The organism is Bacillus infantis NRRL B-14911 (assembly GCF_000473245.1).
Classification (GTDB): domain Bacteria; phylum Bacillota; class Bacilli; order Bacillales; family Cytobacillaceae; genus Bacillus_AB; species Bacillus_AB infantis.
Genome location: NC_022524.1, coordinates 1,612,046 through 1,631,304, shown reverse-complemented (window position 1 = coordinate 1,631,304; position 19,259 = coordinate 1,612,046). Strand labels below are relative to the sequence as shown.

The 19,259-nt window shown below is 45.0% G+C and carries 24 protein-coding genes; 10 read left to right on the top strand and 14 right to left on the bottom strand.

Translation table 11 applies throughout. The features are described from left to right. Window positions 1-84: 84 nt before the first annotated feature. On the bottom strand, window positions 85-1,293 hold the full coding sequence (locus N288_RS08305; protein ID WP_009791122.1) for an FtsW/RodA/SpoVE family cell cycle protein: 1,209 nt from the start codon (window positions 1,291-1,293) through the stop codon (window positions 85-87). Window positions 1,294-1,517: 224 nt separating this feature from the next. Next, on the bottom strand, window positions 1,518-1,799 hold the full coding sequence (locus tag N288_RS08300) for a YlaN family protein (RefSeq protein WP_022543680.1): 282 nt from the start codon (window positions 1,797-1,799) through the stop codon (window positions 1,518-1,520). Between the two features lie 210 nt (window positions 1,800-2,009). On the opposite strand from N288_RS08300, the gene N288_RS08295 reads away from it, so the two are divergent. Then, window positions 2,010-2,507 carry a molybdopterin-binding protein gene (locus N288_RS08295; protein ID WP_009791120.1) on the top strand — a complete coding sequence of 166 codons (498 nt, stop codon included), beginning with the start codon at window positions 2,010-2,012 and terminating at the stop codon, window positions 2,505-2,507. Between the two features lie 231 nt (window positions 2,508-2,738). Here N288_RS08295 and N288_RS08290 read toward each other — a convergent pair whose 3' ends face one another. Continuing rightward, complete coding sequence (locus N288_RS08290; protein ID WP_009791119.1) at window positions 2,739-4,067, bottom strand: PhoH family protein; 1,329 nt, start codon at window positions 4,065-4,067, stop codon at window positions 2,739-2,741. 257 nt (window positions 4,068-4,324) lie between these two features. On the opposite strand from N288_RS08290, the gene N288_RS08285 reads away from it, so the two are divergent. Beyond that, complete coding sequence (locus tag N288_RS08285) at window positions 4,325-4,912, top strand: YhcN/YlaJ family sporulation lipoprotein (protein WP_022543679.1); 588 nt, start codon at window positions 4,325-4,327, stop codon at window positions 4,910-4,912. Window positions 4,913-4,951: 39 nt separating this feature from the next. On the opposite strand, the gene N288_RS08280 is transcribed toward N288_RS08285, so the two are convergent. Next, window positions 4,952-5,407: a pyridoxamine 5'-phosphate oxidase family protein gene (locus tag N288_RS08280; protein ID WP_009791117.1), complete on the bottom strand. Its 456-nt coding sequence runs from the start codon at window positions 5,405-5,407 to the stop codon at window positions 4,952-4,954. Window positions 5,408-5,667: 260 nt separating this feature from the next. On the opposite strand from N288_RS08280, the gene N288_RS08275 reads away from it, so the two are divergent. Beyond that, the gene (locus N288_RS08275; RefSeq protein ID WP_009791115.1) at window positions 5,668-5,868 is read left to right on the top strand and encodes a YlaI family protein; all 201 of its coding nucleotides are present in this window, start codon (window positions 5,668-5,670) and stop codon (window positions 5,866-5,868) included. Further along, a complete protein-coding gene (locus N288_RS08270) occupies window positions 5,862-6,305 on the top strand; it encodes a hypothetical protein (RefSeq protein WP_009791114.1) in 444 nt (147 codons plus the stop codon). Before N288_RS08275 ends, N288_RS08270 begins: the two co-directional genes overlap by 7 nt. A gap of 19 nt (window positions 6,306-6,324) precedes the next feature. Here the strand turns inward: N288_RS08270 and N288_RS08265 are convergent, their stop codons facing one another. Genes N288_RS08265 through typA form a run of 3 tightly spaced genes read right to left on the bottom strand, consistent with a single transcriptional unit; the run spans window position 6,325 to window position 8,807 of the window. Beyond that, on the bottom strand, window positions 6,325-6,612 hold the full coding sequence (locus tag N288_RS08265; RefSeq protein ID WP_035401075.1) for a hypothetical protein: 288 nt from the start codon (window positions 6,610-6,612) through the stop codon (window positions 6,325-6,327). Window positions 6,613-6,636: 24 nt separating this feature from the next. Further along, window positions 6,637-6,945 carry a YlaH-like family protein gene (locus tag N288_RS08260; protein ID WP_009791112.1) on the bottom strand — a complete coding sequence of 103 codons (309 nt, stop codon included), beginning with the start codon at window positions 6,943-6,945 and terminating at the stop codon, window positions 6,637-6,639. Window positions 6,946-6,968: 23 nt separating this feature from the next. Continuing rightward, entirely contained in the window at window positions 6,969-8,807 is a 1,839-nt protein-coding gene (gene typA / locus N288_RS08255) for a translational GTPase TypA (protein WP_009791111.1), read from the bottom strand. Window positions 8,808-9,071: 264 nt separating this feature from the next. On the opposite strand from typA, the gene N288_RS08250 reads away from it, so the two are divergent. Further along, entirely contained in the window at window positions 9,072-9,257 is a 186-nt protein-coding gene (locus tag N288_RS08250) for a YlaF family protein (RefSeq protein WP_009791110.1), read from the top strand. 64 nt (window positions 9,258-9,321) lie between these two features. On the opposite strand, the gene N288_RS08245 is transcribed toward N288_RS08250, so the two are convergent. The 3 genes from N288_RS08245 to N288_RS08235 form a co-directional block, all read right to left on the bottom strand. After that, window positions 9,322-9,702 carry a GNAT family N-acetyltransferase gene (locus tag N288_RS08245; protein ID WP_156917001.1) on the bottom strand — a complete coding sequence of 127 codons (381 nt, stop codon included), beginning with the start codon at window positions 9,700-9,702 and terminating at the stop codon, window positions 9,322-9,324. Window positions 9,703-9,778: 76 nt separating this feature from the next. Continuing rightward, window positions 9,779-10,579 (bottom strand): inositol monophosphatase family protein, encoded by an 801-nt coding sequence (locus tag N288_RS08240; protein WP_009791108.1) that lies wholly within the window; start codon window positions 10,577-10,579, stop codon window positions 9,779-9,781. A 295-nt stretch (window positions 10,580-10,874) separates the two neighbouring features. Then, complete coding sequence (locus tag N288_RS08235) at window positions 10,875-11,069, bottom strand: hypothetical protein (protein ID WP_009791107.1); 195 nt, start codon at window positions 11,067-11,069, stop codon at window positions 10,875-10,877. A 192-nt stretch (window positions 11,070-11,261) separates the two neighbouring features. Here N288_RS08235 and N288_RS08230 point away from each other — a divergent pair, with 192 nt between their 5' ends. Then, window positions 11,262-11,882, top strand: coding sequence for a YktB family protein (locus tag N288_RS08230; protein WP_009791106.1), 621 nt, complete (start codon window positions 11,262-11,264; stop codon window positions 11,880-11,882). 61 nt (window positions 11,883-11,943) lie between these two features. Here the strand turns inward: N288_RS08230 and N288_RS08225 are convergent, their stop codons facing one another. Both N288_RS08225 and N288_RS08220 read right to left on the bottom strand, forming a co-directional pair. Continuing rightward, window positions 11,944-12,216, bottom strand: a complete 273-nt coding sequence (locus tag N288_RS08225; RefSeq protein ID WP_009791105.1) for a UPF0223 family protein — start codon at window positions 12,214-12,216, stop codon at window positions 11,944-11,946. Window positions 12,217-12,285: 69 nt separating this feature from the next. After that, complete coding sequence (locus N288_RS08220; protein WP_022543677.1) at window positions 12,286-13,245, bottom strand: NAD(P)H-dependent flavin oxidoreductase; 960 nt, start codon at window positions 13,243-13,245, stop codon at window positions 12,286-12,288. Window positions 13,246-13,529: 284 nt separating this feature from the next. Between N288_RS08220 and N288_RS08215 the strand changes: the two genes are divergently transcribed. After that, window positions 13,530-14,999: an aminotransferase class I/II-fold pyridoxal phosphate-dependent enzyme gene (locus N288_RS08215; RefSeq protein WP_009791103.1), complete on the top strand. Its 1,470-nt coding sequence runs from the start codon at window positions 13,530-13,532 to the stop codon at window positions 14,997-14,999. Window positions 15,000-15,301: 302 nt separating this feature from the next. On the opposite strand, the gene N288_RS24645 is transcribed toward N288_RS08215, so the two are convergent. Beyond that, window positions 15,302-15,424, bottom strand: a complete 123-nt coding sequence (locus N288_RS24645; protein WP_083783061.1) for a GapA-binding peptide SR1P — start codon at window positions 15,422-15,424, stop codon at window positions 15,302-15,304. A 251-nt stretch (window positions 15,425-15,675) separates the two neighbouring features. On the opposite strand from N288_RS24645, the gene N288_RS08210 reads away from it, so the two are divergent. Both N288_RS08210 and N288_RS08205 read left to right on the top strand, forming a co-directional pair. Beyond that, window positions 15,676-16,110 carry a DUF1885 family protein gene (locus N288_RS08210; protein WP_022543676.1) on the top strand — a complete coding sequence of 145 codons (435 nt, stop codon included), beginning with the start codon at window positions 15,676-15,678 and terminating at the stop codon, window positions 16,108-16,110. A gap of 58 nt (window positions 16,111-16,168) precedes the next feature. After that, a complete protein-coding gene (locus tag N288_RS08205; RefSeq protein ID WP_009791099.1) occupies window positions 16,169-16,498 on the top strand; it encodes a hypothetical protein in 330 nt (109 codons plus the stop codon). A gap of 38 nt (window positions 16,499-16,536) precedes the next feature. On the opposite strand, the gene N288_RS08200 is transcribed toward N288_RS08205, so the two are convergent. After that, window positions 16,537-17,406, bottom strand: a complete 870-nt coding sequence (locus tag N288_RS08200) for a polysaccharide deacetylase family protein (protein WP_009791098.1) — start codon at window positions 17,404-17,406, stop codon at window positions 16,537-16,539. A 241-nt stretch (window positions 17,407-17,647) separates the two neighbouring features. Here N288_RS08200 and N288_RS08195 point away from each other — a divergent pair, with 241 nt between their 5' ends. Continuing rightward, a complete protein-coding gene (locus N288_RS08195; protein WP_022543674.1) occupies window positions 17,648-19,180 on the top strand; it encodes a glycine betaine uptake BCCT transporter in 1,533 nt (510 codons plus the stop codon). Window positions 19,181-19,259 lie beyond the last annotated feature (79 nt).

Genomic DNA, 19,259 nt, shown 5'->3' with positions numbered 1-19,259 from the left:
ATTTAAATGCCTGCAGCTTTAAAGCGTTCCTGTATTAAGAGTGAATGTGTAAAAAAACGCAAGGAAAAAACACGTCCCCTGCGCTTATTTTTTATAAAAATAGGCTCCCCCGGAAACTTTCTGGTTTTGTTCTGCCTGTTTTTCGCTGGCTCTATTTTTATATTTAGATTCATAGTTTACAAACATTGATACGTTTACAAGAATCCCCATCGCAATTGAAAGCTGCAGAAGTGAAGATCCGCCGTAGCTCACAAATGGAAGCGGGACCCCTGTCAGAGGTATCACGCCTGAAATCCCTCCGAGGTTGATGAATGACTGGATGCCGATCATCCCAGCAATGCCGATGGCAAGCAGGCTTCCAAAAGGATCCTTGCATTTCATCCCTATGTACAGGCCCCTCAGAACGATATACCCAAGTGAGAGCAGAACGAAACAAACACCGAATGCCCCCAGCTCCTCTGCTATGACAGCCATGATGAAATCTGTGTGCGGTTCTGGCAGATAGCCAAGCTTCTGCACGCTCTGCCCGAGGCCGAGCCCTTTTACACCGCCTGCTCCGAGAGCCAGGAAAGAGTTGACAAGATGATACCCGTCATTCTGGGCATCTGCAAAGGGATCCTGAAGAACCTGGATCCTGGCCATTTGCACATCGGAGAAGAGCTTGTCATTCATAATCAGGATAAACGGGAGGGCAATGATAAAGGCAATCAGACACAGCTTTAAGATGTTTTTATAGCTCATGCCGGAACTCAGGATGATTGTGGCCGATATCAGGAAAATGATTGCCGCTGTCCCGAAATCCGGCTGTACAGCCACAAGCATGCAGACAAGGATCAAGTATACCAGGGGTGGGACAACCCCTTTATTAAACTGGTCGATATAGCTCTGTTTCTTTGCATAAACGGCTGATAGATAAATAATAACAAAAATCTTTACAAATTCTGAAGGCTGGAGGCTCAATGGCCCGAGTTTAAACCAGCTTTGCGCATTCCCTGCCACATGGCCGAATATAAACAAAGCGCCAAGGCCGATCAGTGAACCGAAAACCATCGGAACAAGGATCTTATTGCTGATCAGCGCCTTATAGGGAAAGAGTGCTGTGAAAATAAATACTAAGGCGGCCCCGAGCAGATAGATCTTCTGTCTTTGATAGAAATGGTCGCTTTCGAAGCCATACCTTTGCACGGCTGTTACCATACTTGCACTGTAAATCATAATGAGACCGAATAATGCCAGCATAACGACGACAGCAATCAATGTGTAATCGTATGATTTTAATATTTTTTTGAACATCCAACCTCTTCCTCATCTTCTGCGTTGTATTACCTATTCTACTATAGAAAGGAGATTCCTGCATTGAAGTAAAGAAATGTTAATTTTAATGTAACATATTAATTCATCAAACATCAGAATTATGTCATACTATTTAAAATTATGCTGCACTTCTTTTTCTTTACCATAGCATGTACAAAAAAACTCAAACCCTTGTGTTAAAAGAAAGTTTGAGTTTTTTACATTTATTTTCTTAATGAAGCTTCATGCAGGATGGAGAGTTCTTTTTCAAGCTCTCCCAGGATGGCTTTGCCTGTCTTTTCCTCGATGAGCCCGAGCCGGACGGCAAAATCTATTTCACGGGATAAACCGAACATCTGCGTATCAAGCACTTCCTCATACAAAGGGCACTGGGGCATTGTCAGATTATCCATCTGCACTTTAATAAGCTTTAATATTTTATCAGCGTCCGCCTTAAGCAAGGCATTGGCTCTTTCTTGATGATCGACTATCAGTTCTGACGCCAACATGGATCCCCCCGTTTCCGAGCGATTATCTATCTATAAATTTTATACTTAAGAAGGCAAAAATGCAAGACATATAAGGGGAAAGCTGCACATGCGGGGAGAAATACCAGCACCCCGCCAGGAGGGGCTTCCAGTGTGAGGGTCCCATAGTATCTTTCACAGACAAAAATAGGTATAATTTAAGAAGGTACATACAGGAGGTAGCTAGTTATGGACAATATCATAATGATAAAAGGGAAAGTGAAATTTGAGATCACACTTGATCCCGGTGTATGGATTTTTGATGACCGAAGGGTAGACCTGAACGAATTCTTTCACGCTGATATCATCAAAAAGGATGAGCTCGAAGAGTATACAAAATCAGTTTCAAAGCACTGGGACAGAGAAATCATGGAGGGTGCTGTCCATCCTCCGACATTAAAGACCGAAAAAAAATTCGAGAAAGAAAAAGTGCTTAACGGGACTTTTGGCATTCCCTTAAAGCCTTTCCTTAAAAATGCCGAACCTGCTGAAGATGCCTCTTCCTTTGTCATCTCTGCCGGTGACGGCGAGGTGGAAATGCCGCTGGAAACCGCTGAAGATCTGATCCTCGGCTACTCTCTGAACGGCAAGCCGCTGAAAGAGGACGGCCCTGTGCACGTCTATTACGGAGACGGAAGCAATAAGGATAATCCGATCAAGCATATAAAGCAGTTCATCGTTCGCTGATTATCATGCAGGAGGGGGGAGCCGGGATGCTCCGCCCTCTTTAATTATGGGCATAAGATTAATATTCTACAGGGCGTAATCAGCTTTTGTATTACAGGAGTAAGTTCCATAAAGGCCGCTGTTCCCTCTCTTACTGATACAGCGGCTCAAGTTCCCCTTTTTCGTGCGCCATACGGATGACATGAAATTGAAACTGCTATATCCCGCTCCAGCCCGCCATATATATACCTCTTATAAAAGATCAGCTGCCAGCTGTGCCAGACCTGACCTTTCCCCTTTAATAAGCTTAGTATGGCCTGAAATCTTTTGGTCCTTAAATCTTTCCACTACATAGGTAAGTCCATTATTGAAGGCATCAAGATACGGATGGTCGATCTGTTCCGGATCTCCCATCAGGACAATCTTGCTTCCTTCTCCCACCCGGGTAAGGATGGTCTTTACTTCGTGCTTGGTAAGGTTTTGGGCTTCATCAATGATGATATACTGATCCGGCACGCTTCTTCCCCTTATATATGTGAGCGCCTCGACCTCGATCGACCCCATCCCTGCAAGGATGGCATCAAGCTCGCCCGGTTTCTTGGCATTAAAAAGATATTCCAGATTATCGTAAATCGGCTGCATCCATGGCCTTAATTTTTCTTCTTTCTCCCCCGGGAGATAGCCGATATCCTTGCCTACAGGAACGATCGGCCTGGCCACCAGCAGCTTTTTGTATTCTCCGAAATCCTCAGTCTGCATCAGGCCGGCTGCCAGTGCGAGCAGTGTCTTCCCTGTCCCCGCTTTCCCAACCAGCGTCACAAGCGGCACATCTTTACGGAGAAGGAGCTCTGCGGCCATTGTCTGCTGTACATTGCGAGGGCGGATCCCCCAGATATGGTCCCCGTCAAACACAAGCTTTCTGGCTTTCTTTCCCGCCTGGTCTACTATGCCTATCGCAGAAGAAGAAGAGCCCAGTGCATCTTTCATAATGATGAATTGGTTGGGATAAAAAGGGTGATTGGCTATATCAGCAAGCGGCACCTCCCCTTTTTCATAAAATCTCCCCAAAAGATCGACGCTTACATACACCTCAAGAAATCCCGTATAAATATGGTCATTTTCAACCACCCTGTCACTCAGAAAATCTTCTGTCTGAAGCCCGATTGCATCCGCCTTCACCCTCACTAATGCATCTTTGCTGACAAGTATGACCGGGCGGCCGTTTTCCTTAGTCTCTTCTTCCAGTGAAAGATTCTTTGCGACTGCAAGGATCCGGTTGTCATTTGTTTTTTCAATGAATATCTCCTGCAATTCATGAAAAGACCGGTGATTCAGCTCAATTCTGAGTCCCCCGCCATTTTCAAGCTGAATCCTTTCATGCAGCTTGCCGGTTTCCCTCAGATTATCAATCAGCCTCGAAACCTGCCTTGCATTTCTCCCAACCTCGTCCATATATCGTTTCTTAGAGTCAACCTCTTCCAGGACAACTGCCGGAATGACTACTTCATTGTCTTCAAAAGAAAAGATAGAATGCGGGTCCTGCAGCAGGACATTGGTATCCAATACATATATTTTCGTCAATATGATGCCTCCTGCTCCTTGTAGGTCAAAATGAATGTTTCTTCTAAGGCTTATATTTCGCTGTCCGGAGCCTGCATTTTGCCTGGCTTGAAGAAGCAATCATAAGCTTTAAGAAACAAGCCTTGGTAAACTATATGTTTTCCTGCATAAAGATAGACGAATTTTTGCAGAATAATCCTTACGAAGAACTTTCCCGGGCATGTAGCTTTTCAGCATCTGGAAAACATCTGGAATAAGAATAATTGGAGGTGCTTAAATTGAAGAGATGGCTTGGTTATATAGCCGCTGTTTCAATGCTGGCAGGCTGTGCTGCGAACAGCCAATCAGCAGATGACGGCAGCCGGAATCTGGTGAATGTTAAGAACAGCACCATTACGAATAACAGCAGGGAATCAGAACAGGAGATCTCAAGGCATCTTGTAGATCTGGCAGAAAGGGTGCCAAATGTCAAAGATGCGGCGGCTGTGGTTTTCGCAGGATATGCCATTGTAGGGATTGATGTGGATAAAGATATAGACAGATCTGAAGTGGGCTCCATTAAATATTCTGTTACAGAAAGCCTGCGCAACGACCCTCATGGGGCAAGGGCGCTTGTAGTAGCAGACCCGGACTTGAATGCGAGGATCCGGGAAGTCGGCCAGGATATACAAAACGGGCGTCCCATCCAGGGCATACTGAATGAACTCGCAGATATCACGGGAAGGATTATGCCTGAAGTTCCCGGGGACATCACTGAGCCCCAGCCGAAGGATGCGACCGAGGAGCCAAAAAACAAGCTCAATTCATCAGAACGTTCTGAGCTGGAGGATAAGCAGCAAAAGCAATCGAATTACCATAAAGATTAAAGTTATATGAATCAGCACAAAAAAAGCTTAGTCCCGCGACTAAGCTTTTTTCATGGCCTCCATCACCTGCTGATCGAGCCTTTCTGCTGCTTTTTTATCATATGTTTTGTCATATTGGGGATCAGCTGTCATTTTAGATCCATAAAACATAACATCCCTTACCTCACTGATCTTCAGTTCTGCAAGTGCCAGCTTGAGGGGGACAGATTCCATTTTTTCCAGCTTCACTGCCGCTTCTCCCTGGATGGAGTATGTAGATTCGTTGGCAATGATATTGATGACTACATGCCTGTTATGTTTAATATTTTCAATAATCCTCGATCTGCTGTCAATAGCAAAGCAGATTGTTTCTTCATCCTTTGCCAGGACCCATGATATAGCATTCACGTTCGGCCCGCCTGTTTCATGGTCCACTGTTGCGAGAGTAACAAACCGCTCCTGCTGAAGCTCATCGAATAAGGGCTTGATCAGCCTCGGCTCAACTTGATTTGCCATTACTTTCCCCTCCTCTTAGTCCTATAATAGTATGACTTTCCCCAACTTTCAAGAACCCGTTCCCAGATGCTCTGCCCCCGGTGCAATCTAATTCGAAACTCTTGCCAAACTGTACTATAATATAAATAAGCAATATAGATAAGCAGCTTTTCTGACGGGCTGTCCCTCCGGCTGAAAAATAGGCAGAGGGCCGGCCGCGAGGACCAGTGCTGCTTCAGACTTCTGATCATTCAACTACATTAATAAATCGGGGTGTCATTATGAGAGTAAAATGTGTGCTTTGCGATAAGATAGAATCGATTGAAAATGAATCATTTCAGGCAAAACGCCTGCGTAACCGGCCGATCCATACGTATATGTGCAAGCCGTGCGAAGAAAGAATAACGGAAAAAACCAACCAAAGGGCCGCCACAGGCAACTTTAAGCTTTACCGGAGCCGCACGGAAGAAGAGGAATGGTAAAAACCGCCCTTGCCTCCGGGGCTGGAGCAGGCTTTTTTTTGGGATTATTCCTGAAGGCCGCTGAAACATTGACCGGCAAGAAAGTGTATGTGCTGCTTCTGAATATCGATTTTATTCCCGTGCTGGGGGATATTCGCTGGAGCGAGGCATCTGAATTCTTTTTCCATCTCCTATTTTCGCTGCTGTTAAGCTTTTGCCTGCTGCTTATTCTGCAGGCCGGAAAATGGCCGACACTCCGGGGATGCTTTTTATGGTCGTTTGCCATCACTTTTCCTGCCCTCCTGCTCTATTTTCCACTCTCCCTTCTGGCAGAGCGGCAGGTACCGCTCCCGGGTGATATGATGGCATTCGGTTTGTGGACAGCAGGCCATATTCTCTACAGCATAGTCCTCGCCAGCTTCTTTTGGCTGGGAATCAGAAAAACCCGCTTGCCCTGATGAGGGAAGCGGGTTTTTCTTATAATGGGAAGTTCGGATATTTCTCCGGCTCTTCATTGATTTGGTCCAGCATGACATCGATCAGCTCAGCCGGAAAACGGAAGCTTCTTCTTTCATTTTTATCTGTAAAAAAGACAGTGTAAAAATCCGCTTCTTTAACAGCCTCAATCTCTGAAAGCTTTAAGTCCTCAGTCAGAATCGCTTTGAACATTTCTTCCGTTTCTGCAGCTGCAGTATCCTCCGGCCGTGCATCGCAAACAACCTTGATTGTAAGCCAATTATAGATTGAATCCTGCAGAGATTTCATCATAACGACCTGCCTCCCCGGCTGCTACATGCCTGCTTCCTGTTTTTTCTGCTGGTGCAGCCTGATTTTATAGATGATCAGGATAAGGGCGGCAACCACCAGGCCCTCCCCAATTGGGAGAAAGACTCCCAAAAAGGTCAGGACCGTGCAGCCCAGGATTAAAAACAAATAAATGACAGCCGACTTTGCCAGCGGGAGCTTTTTGGCAAATCCGAGCTTGAATACGACTACACATAAAAGAATGATGGTTATATAGAGCATCCACATTCCTAATTCAGGATTCTCGTCCACTTTATATAACGCGGCGAAAAAAGACAGGCGTTCAGCAATCATATTGCTCTCCTCCTTTTTAGTCTTTAGTTCGTTTCTGCGTATTTCTTCTTTTTAGCGATCCGTTCACGTTCGTTCTTATCCAGGATTTTCTTGCGCAGGCGGATGGATTCCGGAGTCACTTCGCAATACTCATCATCATTCAGGTACTCAAGCGCTTCTTCAAGCGTCATGATGCGCGGCTTTTTCATAGTAGCCGTCTGGTCTTTATTGGCAGAACGGATATTGGTAGCCTGTTTTACTTTTGTGATATTGACGGTGATGTCATTCTCACGAGTATGTTCTCCAACAATCATGCCTTCATAGATTTCTGTTCCGGCTTCAAGGAAGATGATTCCTCTGTCTTCAACCTGCATGATTCCATAAGTAGAAGCTTTTCCGCTTTCCATGGACACAAGAACACCCTGGCGCCTTCCGCCAACCTGGCCCTGTGCCATTGGCTGATAGCTGTCAAAGGAATGGTTGATGATTCCATATCCGCGGGTAAGCGTCAGGAATTCAGTTGTATATCCGATCAGGCCGCGAGCAGGAACGTTAAAGATCAGGCGGACCTGGCCGCTGCCGTTATTAATCATATCAAGCATTTCGCCTTTTCGGGCACCTATTGATTCCATGATTGAACCAGTATGCTCCTCAGGAACATCGATCTGCACGCGCTCAACAGGCTCGCATCTTACACCGTCGATTACTTTTACGATGACCTCCGGCTTTGACACTTGAAGCTCATAGCCTTCACGTCTCATATTTTCAATCAGGATGGAAAGGTGAAGCTCACCGCGTCCTGACACGACCCACGCATCCGGTGACTCAGTGTTCTCTACGCGAAGACTTACATCTGTCTGAAGCTGGGCACGAAGCCTTTCTTCAATTTTACGTGATGTAACGAACTTGCCTTCTCTTCCTGCAAATGGACTGTTATTGACCAGGAATGTCATCTGCAGTGTAGGCTCGTCGATACGGAGGACAGGAAGAGCTTCCTGATGCTCAACAGGTGTAACGGTTTCCCCTACATTGATATCTTCCATTCCGGAAACGGCAATCAGGTCGCCTGCCTTCGCTTCCTGAATTTCCTGGCGCTTCAGCCCGAAGAAGCCAAAAATTTTGCTAACACGGAATTGTTTTACACTTCCGTCAAGCTTCATGAGTGCAACCTGCTGGCCGACCTGCATGGTTCCGCGGAAAACACGGCCAATCCCGATTCTTCCGACATAGTCGTTATAGTCAAGAAGGGCAACCTGGAATTGAAGATGCTCTTCACTATTGTCAACTGGTGCAGGAATATGATCGACAATCGCATCATAAAGTGACTGCATGTTCTCATCCTGCTTTTCAGGATCTGTACTTGCTGTTCCATTGATGGCAGATGCATAAATAACAGGGAACTCAAGCTGTTCTTCATTGGCATCAAGCTCGATGAACAGGTCAAGGACTTCGTCAATGACTTCGGCAGGACGCGCAAAGTCACGGTCAATTTTGTTGACAACAACAATTGGCGTCAGATTCTGTTCAAGCGCTTTTTTCAATACAAAGCGCGTCTGCGGCATACAGCCTTCGTATGCGTCGACAACAAGCAGAACACCATCAACCATTTTCATGATACGCTCAACCTCGCCGCCAAAGTCAGCGTGGCCCGGAGTATCAAGGATATTGATTCTTGTATCTTTGTACTGGATGGCTGTATTTTTAGCCAGGATGGTAATTCCGCGCTCTCTTTCAAGGTCATTGGAATCCATCGCACGTTCTTCCACATGCTCATTAGTCCGGAAAGTTCCTGACTGTTTCAGCAGCTGGTCAACAAGTGTCGTTTTTCCGTGGTCAACGTGGGCAATAATCGCGATATTGCGAAGATCTTCTCTGATTTTCAAAAAATTCACTCCTAGCTATATTCTAAGCTAATTTATTTTAAAGCTTTATAAACAATCACAACTAAAACATTATACCATAATGACAGTGGTAAACTAAAAGTTTTTTGTGTAAAATAAATTTTAAAGAAAAGAACACATATCTACACTATACCTAAAGACTGGGCTTGATATACATTTTCCATGCTTCAATTCTGGACTTGCTTATGATTTTAAGTGAATCTTCAGGTGCCTGGTCCCGGTTAAACTTTAGGGAGGGGGATTTTTTTGAAAAACATTAAGTGGCCTTTATTATTCTTTGCCGTGGCAGCAGCAGCCTGCATCATGGGTGTCGGCATATCGATTGCCGAGAAAAGTATATTCGGGGTAATTGCCTGTATTGCAGCCCTTGTGCTTGTAATGGGCTTCGGATTTAAAACCAAGAAGAAAATGCGCGAAAACGGATTATTATAACTATAGAACCAGCGAAGAAGCCGGCCCATTGGGGGTCCGGCTTCTTTTTATAGTCTGTTGCTGTTCATGGCTGAAGAGGCTTCAGCAAAAGGAGGTGCTCTTTGCCTCCTTCATCTTTTTCGGATTTATACTGCTCAAAGCCGCTTTTCGAAAGAAACTCCAGCCAGCCGGATTCACTTGCTGGAACAGCGGCAAATACCGCCTTATTCTCTGCAGCCAATTCTTCCCCTAGTGTCAAGAGGATCCCGCAGCCAAGGCCTGTCCCTCTTCTGTCCGGATGAACAAGGATAGTCCCGAGCCAAGGCTTCCGGTTAGAAGGTGCCCTTCTTACATGGAAGGTAACACCCGCCCTTTCACCATCCTTCTCCCACACTCTCCATTCTCCATCAAGTTCTGAATACACCTCTATGTATTCCTCAATGCCCCTCCCCTGTGTCTCATGCACTAGCCATTCTCCTGAATGGTCAGCCAAATATTGAAAAAAAGCATAGTCTACTGCTGAAAGGCTCCTTGAGGTGATCTTACCAGCTGCCATTTTGCAAATAGTCCCTGAGGATCTTTTCATGCAGGCCAGGCTTGCAGATGAAAACTGAGCTTTGCTCTAACAGGTTCAGATCTTCCCCTTTCAGGGTAGTCGCTTTGCCTCCCAATTCGGTTATAAGGATATTCCCTCCAGCAAAGTCCCACGGGGCCAGTCTCAGTGATATATATGCATCGATGCGGCCTGTTGCAACATAAGCCATTTCAATAGCAGCAGATCCGTATGAACGGGTGCCTCTAACATCCCTGACAAGCGGGGCCAGCAGACTTGGGTCGATCCTTTTGTTTTCAGTGACCCAGGTAGCATTCAGCCCTATGATAGCATCCTGGACACTTGCTTCTTTCAGGCTCGGTATTTGCATATCGTCCAGATAGGCGCCTTTACCCTGGAAAGCATGATAAAGCTCATCATGGACCACATCGTAAATAAGGCCGATCTTTCCAACCCCATCTTCATATATCCCGATCGATATGGCGAAATTCCTTTGCTGATGAACAAAATTCATTGTTCCATCAATTGGGTCGATAATCCAGACAACTCCATCCAGATCCTCTATTTTGTCCCCAAATCCTTCTTCGCCAAAAATGCGGTGTTCAGGATATGTTTCATTGATTTTGCTGATAAAAAACTGCTCGGTCGCCTGGTCGATGTCAGTCACAAGATCATTCCGGTTGGATTTCGTTTCAATAGTCAGCGTTTTTTGGAAAGAATCCTTAATCCTTCTTCCGGCTTCTTTTACCCATTCTTTTGCTTTTTCATCAATATGGTCCCAGTTCGTCATTTCTCTTTCCTCCGTAAAGGCCGGGCTCCAGCTGCCAGCGCCCTGCGCCCGGCCATATATTAATGATAAGATTATCGGAAATGCAGGAACTTCTCAAGCATAGCGTCCCCCCGCCTCACTCTATTAAGCAATATCCTTCTTTTTTCCCTTCAGAAAAAATAATAAACGGACTCCACCCATGTTACCGGGAGCCCGTTTTTATTTTCTATAGAAGTTTTCAGCTGACCATTCTGACATTTTTTCTCCTTTTTAATGAACCTTTATATATATTTAAATAAATGCTAGAGCCTTTCTCTCACAGCGCTTTCAGCCTAACCAGCTCTTCACGTATCTTTTCGAGCTTTTGTTTTGTTCTTTTTTTGACATTCTCATTATTGTCGCCCATTGCTTCGAAAAGTGTCGCCAATTCATAATCCATTTCAAGCCTCAGTACGGCAGTTCTTTCCTTTTCACCGGCTTTTTTCTTTACAGAATTCATTAATTGTTTCATGATCTTGCACCCCTTCCGGTTTTAGTTGAATTTTCAGATATCTTTTTTTATTATAATATGAAGTCCTCAAAGCAGTTGCAACAAAATTGTGCTGATACCCATTGCCTGTAAATAAGAGGTCAGAAGCTGTTCATTTCCCCTTTTTCCTGCGCTGTGCTACAATGTTGCCAAAATCAGCAGGAGGTTATACATATGCCATTCAGCGGCTTTTCCAATGCAGACTTTGATGTTTTTAAAATAGATGGACTAGAAGAAAGAATGGATAGCTTGAAAGAAAATATCCGTCCAAAGCTTGAGGAGCTGGGCAGCTATTTTGCGCCGGGCTTATCAGCTCTTACAGGAGATGAAATGCATCCCCATGTTGCCAAGCATGCCAGAAGGACAATCAATCCGCCAAATGATACCTGGGTTGCCTTTGCGGCTAATCCAAGAGGATATAAAATGCTCCCCCATTTTCAGATCGGATTATGGGAAAGCCATGTGTTCATTTGGTTTGCCACCATTTACGAAGCACCCAATAAAAAGGAATTCGGGGCTGCATTAAAGAAAAACTTAAGCGAAATCTACAGCAGCATCCCCGGCAGCTATGTATGGTCAGGAGATCACACAAAGCCTGGCGCCGTTTCTCACAGTTCCCTTGATAAGTCAGAACTTGAGGCCATGTTCGACCGCCTCGAAAACGTTAAAAAGGCGGAAATCCTCTGCGGTGTCAACATACCGCGTGAAGAAGCCATCAAGCTCAGCGCTGAGGAATTCCTGCAGAAAGCTGATTCTGTATTTAAAAATCTATTACCCCTATACAAAATGGCATAAACGGGTCCAGACGCCCAAACTGCCAAAAGAACCTGCATCAGATCGATGCAGGTTCTTTTGTTTACTTCATTTTTACTTTGTCCCCGGCTTTTGCCTCTTTGGCTGCTTTTACGGAACGGTATGGCGAATACCCGCTCGTTTCTTCAAATTCGCTGCAGACTGTCTTTTCCTGGGCCTTGCCTGGTACAATTTCTTTAAAACGGCGGTACGAATCCATAAGGATTTCCCTGTCGACCCCTTTTTCATAAGCGGCTTCAACGCTCTCAAAGAACTTTATCACGTCTACAATTTCTTCTGTCGACCAATCCGGGTCGATTGGATATTGATATTCCAAAGATGTTCACTCCTCTTCAAGCATCTTAGCTGATTTTAACCAGTCCAAGAAAATTTTGCAATTCTTGTCCTAGTCTGCCCATGAGCGCCGGATATCTTCTGCTTCTTTAATAATCCTGCTGACCAGATCGCCAGCTGAAGGAATATCCTTAATCATGCCCATTACCTGCCCTGCCCAGGCAAATCCTTCAGTTTCAGAGCCGTCATGGATATAGCGCTTGTTTGCCTGCCCGCTTATATAATCCTTCAGTTCTTCATAACTGCCATTATTCTTTTCAATTTCCAATATTCTGTCTGCCCATGAGTTGGCAATGACCCTCGCAGGAGCCCCGAGCGAACGTTTAATGACAATGGTGTCATTTTCCGATCCCCCGACCAGTCTTTCTTTATACAGCTTTGAAGCATGCACACACTCTTCTGTAGCCACAAATCTTGTGCCCATTTCAATTCCTTCCGCACCAAGGCTCAAGGCAGCCATCAAGCCCCTGCCGTCGCCGATCCCGCCAGAGGCGATCACTGGGATCGACACAGCATCTGAAACCTGGGGAACAAGCACCATTGTCCCGGTATCTGTCCTTCCAAGATGCCCTCCCCCCTCCTGGCCGACAACCATCACAGCATCTGCGCCGAGTTCTTCTGCTTTAACAGCCTGCCTTCTTGCCGCCACAAGCACAAGCTTCCTGACATCAGTTCCCTTCAGCATCTCAAAAATCGGAGCCGGATTCCCGCCCGTCATGGAAATGACCGGGACACCCTCCTGAAGCGCTGCTTCCAGGAACCCCTCGAATGGCCTGCCATGCTGCCCGATGGCAAAATTAACGCCAAAAGGCTTTTCCGTTATCGTTTTGACCTTTCTGATTTCCGTTTTGAGCTCCTCCGGCGAAGGCAGCGACATGGCTGTTATTTGTCCCAGTCCGCCTGCATTGGAAACCGCTCCTGCAAGCTCAGAGTACGCAAGATGCGCGAGGCCTCCTTGAATGATCGGGTATTGTATATCCAATAATTCCGTTACTCTAGTCTGCCATTTCATCTTTGTCTCCCCTTTTCCTTCTCAATTCTCCTTCAAATACTTCGGGACAGCAGCTGAAAATTCCTTTTTTAACAGGCGGGAAACCGGAAATCCACTGTATGGGCGCAGGGGCGAATAGTCAAGAGTATTTCATCGAATGCTACAGAAAAGGGATATATTCAGCCGCTCTGCAAATTTGCCTGCCAATGCCGGCTAGAATCGCTTTGCATCCATATGCTTTAATGCTATAATTCATTTGTTTTATAAGTATATTAACGACAATGATTAAAGAGGTGTGGGAATAGTTGCTACAATCTGAAACACCGTTATTCAGCGGTTTACTGGCACATGCAAAAAAGAACCCTATTCAATTTCATATACCCGGACATAAAAAAGGGGCGGGAATTGACCCGGAGTTCCGTGAATTTATCGGAGATAATGCCCTGTCAATCGATTTGATTAACATCGGCCCCCTTGATGATCTCCATCAGCCGAAAGGAATCATCAAACAGGCGCAGGACCTGGCTGCAGAAGCATTTGGTGCAGATCATACATTCTTTTCAGTTCAGGGAACCAGCGGAGCGATCATGACGATGGTCATGGCAGTCTGCGGGCCTGGGGACAAAATTATCGTACCAAGAAATGTTCATAAATCTGTGATGTCAGCCATTGTCTTTTCAGGTGCGACCCCTATTTTCATTCACCCGGAGGTTGATGAAAAGCTGGGAATTTCACATGGAATCACTACAGATTCAGTGGAGAAGGCACTTAGCCAGCATCCCGACGCTAAAGGTGTGCTGGTTATCAATCCTACCTATTTCGGAATATCAGCAAACCTGAAGGAGATTGTTGAGATCGCTCATTCCTATGAGGTGCCTGTCCTTGTGGATGAAGCACATGGTGTTCATATTCATTTCCATGAAGACCTGCCGATGTCTGCGATGCAGGCTGGCGCCGATATGGCCGCTACCAGTGTCCATAAACTGGGCGGATCAATGACGCAAAGTTCAATCCTGAATGTTAAAGGAAATCTTGTTTCCCCTAAGCGCGTTCAGTCGATCCTAAGCATGCTGACAACGACCTCCACCTCCTATCTGCTGCTTGCGTCTCTTGATGTTGCAAGAAGAAGACTTGCTACAGAGGGGAAAGAGCTGATTGAGCGGACAATAGACCTGGCACAGTATATGAGGAAAGAAATCAATGAGGTTGACCGCCTCTACTGTGTCGGTGACGAGATTCTTGAAACCAAGGCGGCTTATGATTATGATCCGACCAAATTGATTATCTCTGTGAAAGAGTTAAATGTAACAGGATATGATGTAGAAAAATGGCTCCGCGAGAAGTTTAATATCGAGGTCGAGCTATCAGATTTATATAATATCCTCTGCATCATTACTCCAGGAGATACCAAACAAGAGGCAGATGCCCTGCTTGCGGCACTCAGGGAATTATCTGCGGGCGGCCTTCAAGAAACTGAACGTAAGGATGCAAAAGTGATGCTGCCTAATATACCGGTGCTTTCGTTAACGCCACGGGATGCTTTTTATGCAGAAACTGAGCTTGTCCCTTTTGACGAATCTGAAGGGCGCATCATTGCAGAATTCATCATGGTCTACCCTCCAGGAATCCCAATCTTCATTCCAGGGGAAATCATCACGAAGGATAATCTTGTCTATATTAAAACAAATATGGAGGCAGGACTGCCTGTCCAGGGACCTGAGGACTACGATTTCAAATTCCTGCGTGTGATTAAAGAGCATAAAGCGATCAGGTAAGAATATGGAACAAAAGCGCAAGCGCCTTGATCCACCCCTTAAGGAACGCAGACTAAAAACGCCACGTCCTGCTGCAACGTCTGCATGACCCCCATCCTGGGGGGCCTCAAGACGAACCTCCCGGAAAGGCGTTCTTTGCCTTTTTGGGAGGTTTGGCTTGTGACCTCGGCGCAGCTGCTGGACGTGGATCAAGAATTGATAATAATCCACAAGGATTACTAATTATAAATTCCTAAACTTTAAAAAAGAAAGCATGCAATTTTTGCATGCTTTCTTCTATAAAATCATTTTTAATGCTGATTCTAATTGCTTTTCTCTTTTTGTCCGCCTTTTCTGCAATTGCATTTCGCATACAGAACCGTTACCTTTTCATCTTCAAAGTGATCGATTGTTGAATTGCAATCCTGACATACAATTGTGCCCATCTGTTCAATCCCCTTTTCGCTGAATTTGGTTTTGAAAGCGTTTTATTTTACTCTAAATCTATAATATTATAACATTATTAAAATATCAAGCCTAAATTGTATGACACATTTTGCGGGTTATCGCTTATTTTTCATTCTTTTTTTCCAGGGAGGAAGGATCATTCCCTTTTAAAAACTTCTATAAGGTTACAGCATCCCACAAGAATGGTAAAATTAAATCTAAATATTCTGTTTTTAAAGGAGGTTTCTTCATGTCGAGCAGCGCTTACATAAAACTGGTTAAAACATCAAGCCAGGAAACGATTACAATTCAGGAGGTAAAAGATTTACTGGAATATTATAAAGCTATAACCGCAAAAACCGGCGATCAGGTTGATTGGGGTTACAGCAAAGCAGCCTTTCCTTATGAAATAAAGGAATATACACAAGGAGACGGAAAACGGCTTTGGCTGCAATCTTTGGATGACCGTTATAATACGATACTGATAGGAGTAGGAACAGAAACGATACAAGATGCTGACAGCACAGAGCGGATCCAATCCTATATACAGCTTACCCTGCCGGAAAATGCAGCAATGGGCGACAAAAGCAAAGCGAATGAATTCTGTAAATTTTTAGCTAAGAAACTCCAGGCTGAACTGCAGCTGTTCAACGGAAGAATTATGTACTTTAACGGGCGAAAATAATAAGGTATGATAATATAGATTCGTTGAAATAAGTTTCAGGTATTAAGGAGTTGTCAGCTTGAAGAAAAGAGTCCTAATCATCATAATAGTCAGTCTGGCTTTTACACTGGTGTCCCCTTTCATCTTTGACGCAAGGCTGGAAGACAAGCCGGATTCATTAACACAGAATCTTCTATTCGGGGGCCCTTTCCCTTTTGCCGAGCAGACCAGCTATCTGCCAGAGCAGGAGGATGCATATCCGGTGGTTATACAATTTGAATCTCCCCTGGAAAAAGAAACGAATTACAAGCTTACTCCCCTCGTGTTGACAGAGCTGAGCTATTTTCTTTTCTTTTTCGCAGTCACAACTATAATAGCTAGATTATTTAAAGGGAATGTTAGAAGGTAAGAAGAAAGAGCGGCACTCGATGCCGCTCTTTTTCTGGTTTATAAAGCTGTTTGGATCCTGTCAGGATCCGCAATTTCATACCCTTTTGCCTGAAGGCCCTTTACAATCCCCTCCAGCGCTGCATTCGTCCAATCTCTGTCATGCATAAGCAGATTGGCTCCGTCGGTCAGATATGGGGAATTGACCATAATGTCCGTCAAGGCCTCTTTGTTTTGATAGTCCTTTTCCCAATCGTATCCATATGTCCAGTTCATGAGCTCCATTCCTTCCGCTGCAGCAGCCTCCCTGCTTGCATCGGTATTGATCCCAAAAGGAGCCCTGAAAAATCGAGGCTTTTCCCCGATGATTTCTTCTACACGTTTATTTAATTTCAATACCTCTTCCTTTTGCTGTGCCGGGGTAATTTCCTTTAGATTACTGTGGCTGTATGTATGGTTCCCGATTGGAAAACCCAGATTATGTATCTCTTTCAATTTTTCTTCTTCCTCCGGGGTATCCAGAAAATGCCCGTTAACGAAAAATATGGCGCTGACACCCAGCTGATGCAATGTTTTAGCCATCTCTACGGCATGTTTATCAGGCGCATCATCAATGGTAAGGAGGACCACTTTTTTGTTCGCATCTGCCAGCGGCTCAATAGTCCAATTATTTTCATTAATGCGGTATAAAGGCTCTTTACCCTCCGTTTCAGCCGGCTGTTCCTCCTTGGATCCGGTCTCCTCTATATCAGAACCGCTTGCCTCTCCGCTTTCAACGGCTTCTTCCGCATCGCTGCTTCCCTGCTCTTTAGCCGTTTCCACGGCATTTTTCGTCTCTTCTCCCTTATCTTTGCCTGCTTCTCCGCCTGCACCGCACGCAGAAAGCAGCATGGCAGACAGCACCAAGGCGGCAGTTTTTTTATACATCATTACCCCTCCAATAAGCGTTATGCTTTTTATTATACTTATAAAATGTTAGTATAGAAAATGGTTTGTAACTGGTAGAGACAATCGAAATAACTCCCCCTTTTTATCCGTAATGTATTTCTATCTGCTGTTTTCCCTAAACCACTGTTTCCACACCATACTATTTTCTAAACATAAAACTGCAGCCTATTCATCAGCAATGGCTGAGCCTGCACATATGTACGATTTGATTTGGAGGGATTGGATGAAGAAACTGACACCAGTTTTTTGGGTATCAGTTATCGTAACTGTATTATTTATTATCTGGGGGCTTATTCCAAAAAGGATATTGCCCAATGCAAATTTAGACGTTGTTACACAAAATGTTCAAGGATTCATCCTTGAGAAATTTGGCTGGTTTTATATGCTGTCAGCCTCGATCTTTTTAATTTTTGCTATTGTACTTATTTTCACAAAGTATGGAAACATTCGTTTAGGGAAAGATAATGAGCAGCCCGAATTCGGTTATTTAACCTGGTTTGCGATGCTGTTCAGTGCAGGAATGGGGATAGGCCTTGTATTCTGGGGAGCTGCAGAGCCTATGTATCATTATTTCGATCCGCCATTCGGCGACGGAGAAACGCCGGATTCTGCCAGAACAGCCATGAGATATTCCTTTTTCCACTGGGGACTCCACCCTTGGGCCATCTATGCAGTGATAGCCCTTGCTTTGGCTTACTTTCAGTTCAGGAAAGGGGCTCCAGGGGTCATCAGCTCCATTCTCCGTCCCATCTTAGGGGACAAAGTTGACGGAATGCTTGGTGTACTAATCAATTTCATCGCAGTATTTGCAACTGTCTTCGGTGTAGCCACTTCACTGGGACTGGGTGCCATTCAAATAAGCGGCGGCCTGTCACATGTGTTCAGCGGCGTCAGCAACGGCATCGGGACACAGATGATCATTATAGCCGCTGTCACGGTTTTATTTATGCTTTCGGCCCAGACAGGGCTTAATAAAGGCATTAAATACTTGAGCAATCTTAATATCATCCTGGCCATTCTTCTGCTGCTATTCATGCTGTTTGTAGGGCCTACCAATTTTATTATGGATCTATTCACCACTACTATCGGTTCTTACTTGCAGAACCTGCCATCCATGAGCTTCAGGCTCAGCCCGTTTGATCAGGAACTGACATGGTTCCAGGATTGGACCATTTTCTATTGGGCCTGGTGGATTGCGTGGGCTCCATTTGTGGGAACCTTCATTGCACGGATTTCAAAAGGCAGGACCATCAGGGAGTTTGTCATCGGTGTCCTTGCTGTACCAACATTATTCGGTGCGCTTTGGTTTTCAGTATTTGGAGGAACCGGTATTTTCCTCGAATTCTTTGAAAATACGCCAATCATGGATACGATGACCGAGAATGGCATGGAGATCGCTTTATTTGCTGTCTTTGAGCACTTCCCGCTATCAATGGTGCTGTCCTTGCTTGCCATCTTCCTTATCAGCACTTTTTTCATCACTTCAGCGGACTCGGCAACCTTCGTGCTTGGCATGCAAACGACGAACGGAAGCCTGAACCCGCCAAATAAAGTTAAATTTGTTTGGGGCATCATACAGTCTGCTTCTGCAGCCATACTGCTGTGGACAGGCGGCCTTGAAGCACTGCAGCGTGCATCGATTATTGCCGCCCTGCCATTTACAGTTATTATGCTCCTGATTGTATTTTCACTGATGAAAGCTTTAAAAGAAGAAAATGTGAGCGATACAAAAGAAAAACAGCAAAAATCTGCATAATAGAAAAGCTTCGGGATGATTTATCCCGAAGCTTTTTTGGTTGGTGTATTTTTATATAGCATTGTTATCCTGCTGCGTT

Coding starts and splice junctions, on each gene's coding strand:
- N288_RS08305 (WP_009791122.1), bottom strand. CDS start 1,293: ATGTTCAAAAAAATATTAAAATCATACGATTACACATTGATTGCTGTC.
- N288_RS08295 (WP_009791120.1), top strand. CDS start 2,010: ATGGACAATATCATAATGATAAAAGGGAAAGTGAAATTTGAGATCACA.
- N288_RS08280 (WP_009791117.1), bottom strand. CDS start 5,407: ATGGCAAATCAAGTTGAGCCGAGGCTGATCAAGCCCTTATTCGATGAG.
- N288_RS08275 (WP_009791115.1), top strand. CDS start 5,668: ATGAGAGTAAAATGTGTGCTTTGCGATAAGATAGAATCGATTGAAAAT.
- N288_RS08270 (WP_009791114.1), top strand. CDS start 5,862: ATGGTAAAAACCGCCCTTGCCTCCGGGGCTGGAGCAGGCTTTTTTTTG.
- N288_RS08265 (WP_035401075.1), bottom strand. CDS start 6,612: ATGAAATCTCTGCAGGATTCAATCTATAATTGGCTTACAATCAAGGTT.
- N288_RS08260 (WP_009791112.1), bottom strand. CDS start 6,945: ATGATTGCTGAACGCCTGTCTTTTTTCGCCGCGTTATATAAAGTGGAC.
- N288_RS08240 (WP_009791108.1), bottom strand. CDS start 10,579: ATGACGAACTGGGACCATATTGATGAAAAAGCAAAAGAATGGGTAAAA.
- N288_RS08235 (WP_009791107.1), bottom strand. CDS start 11,069: ATGAAACAATTAATGAATTCTGTAAAGAAAAAAGCCGGTGAAAAGGAA.
- N288_RS08230 (WP_009791106.1), top strand. CDS start 11,262: ATGCCATTCAGCGGCTTTTCCAATGCAGACTTTGATGTTTTTAAAATA.
- N288_RS08220 (WP_022543677.1), bottom strand. CDS start 13,245: ATGAAATGGCAGACTAGAGTAACGGAATTATTGGATATACAATACCCG.
- N288_RS24645 (WP_083783061.1), bottom strand. CDS start 15,424: ATGGGCACAATTGTATGTCAGGATTGCAATTCAACAATCGATCACTTT.
- N288_RS08210 (WP_022543676.1), top strand. CDS start 15,676: ATGTCGAGCAGCGCTTACATAAAACTGGTTAAAACATCAAGCCAGGAA.
- N288_RS08200 (WP_009791098.1), bottom strand. CDS start 17,406: ATGATGTATAAAAAAACTGCCGCCTTGGTGCTGTCTGCCATGCTGCTT.
- N288_RS08195 (WP_022543674.1), top strand. CDS start 17,648: ATGAAGAAACTGACACCAGTTTTTTGGGTATCAGTTATCGTAACTGTA.